Origin of the sequence: Gordonia desulfuricans NBRC 100010 (genome assembly GCF_001485495.1) — a bacterium.
Lineage (GTDB): Bacteria > Actinomycetota > Actinomycetes > Mycobacteriales > Mycobacteriaceae > Gordonia > Gordonia desulfuricans.
This window is the reverse complement of the sequence record NZ_BCNF01000220.1, coordinates 1-1513: the sequence shown is the minus strand read 5'-3', so window position 1 is coordinate 1513 and position 1513 is coordinate 1. Positions and strand designations below refer to the sequence as shown.

Annotated in this window: 2 protein-coding genes; both read left to right on the top strand. The window is 59.9% G+C overall.

All coding sequences use genetic code 11. The features are described from left to right. Positions 1–143: 143 nt before the first annotated feature. Positions 144–572, top strand: coding sequence for a hypothetical protein (locus GD1_RS23950; RefSeq protein ID WP_059040027.1), 429 nt, complete (start codon positions 144–146; stop codon positions 570–572). Between the two features lie 382 nt (positions 573–954). After that, entirely contained in the window at positions 955–1314 is a 360-nt protein-coding gene (locus GD1_RS23945; RefSeq protein WP_059040026.1) for a hypothetical protein, read from the top strand. Positions 1315–1513 lie beyond the last annotated feature (199 nt).

Genomic DNA, 1513 nt, shown 5'->3' with positions numbered 1-1513 from the left:
AACGGCTACTCCACAGGCTTTCGGCTGGGTATCTGTTTTCGGCGTACACTGGTAGCTACATCGGATTTCATACCTGGCGGATACCTGCCAGCGCCCCGATGAAGCAAGGGCCGCACGTTTTGTGGTCAGTCAGGTGAACTCTCATGATCACCACCTCTCGAATTCTCAACACCGTCCCACGCAGTCATCTCTATGGACACGCCCGCGACTACCACCGAGCACGACCAGGACACTCCGCCCGCCCGGAGGTCATCGTGTCGAGCATTCAAGAAGAAGATGCCCGACACATACCCGGAGACCTGCTCGCTGAGTGGGACGTCTTGTTCCACGCCGGCACCAACGCAACCGCCGATCACTCAGTTGGTGATCTCCTGGCCCGCCGAACCGTGCGGCGCGCCCGCCACTCACGGACGTCGATCCTCGATGGCGACTCACACCCGGTCATTTTGCTGGCCACCGACATACCCCGCTCGGCCGCAGCCGACGTGTGGCAGCGAGTGATCTTGGCGGCCGAACATGGCGGAACCCTGTCCGATGTACTGCTCGAAGCCGACACCACACGCCAATCATGAGACGAAACGACCTGCCACCTATCACCCGCAAACTCAACACCCAACTCAATGACTTGGAGAGCCTCAACACACTCGATGCCAGCACCGCTGCTGTCATCCAGGAACTTGGCTCCCACATCCTAAACGCGGTAGCTGAATTGGAGAATGACCTCATCATTGCTACCGCCGACACCCCACTTCACACGACGTCGACACATTAGACGCCACCCCGAGGGGCGAGCGACCAAACAACCTTACGCGCGTCGACGCCAGTTCCGTCCCTCTTCCCCGGTAGCAACCAGCAGACTGGTTCGCCGAGTCAGGCACGTCCCATGATCACCACACCAAACCGGCGCTCCCCCCTAACGATCTCCCAAACCACTACACGACTAGTGCAACGCTCGTGATCGTCATTCTGGGTGTAGTCATCCTCCTCGCTGCGGCAATCATCATTGCTGTCAGTGTCATCAGTAATAGCGCTCATATCCTTCCCACCAGCAGCTTCTCGGCTTTCGGATACCACGTCACCGGTTCAACGGGAATTCTATTGCTCCACGGTGTCATCCTTGGCGCCATAGCGATGCTCGGCCTCTCCTTGATCTTGGCAGGGGCGCGACGTTCCTCACGACGAGGCGCCCTCGCGCGCCGTGATCTCAAGCAATCCCATCAGCACGGCGAGAACCTCAACCACGCCCACGACGAGGCCGCAGCGGACGAGAACATCGCCCCATCACCAGGCACACCCCACAGGGACATCCCATGACTACGTACACTTCCACATCCATCACATCACCACGAATACACTTCAAACCCGCTCAGTCTGACCGTGGGTGGGGCTGGTGCACGAGTAGGTGACATCTGATCTGGCTTGCCCTGCCGGGCGGCCTGGAAGGATGCCAGCTGTGCCCAAGCCCTGTCCCCAGGAGTTCCGCGACGACGTTGTCCGCGTCGCCCAGAACCGT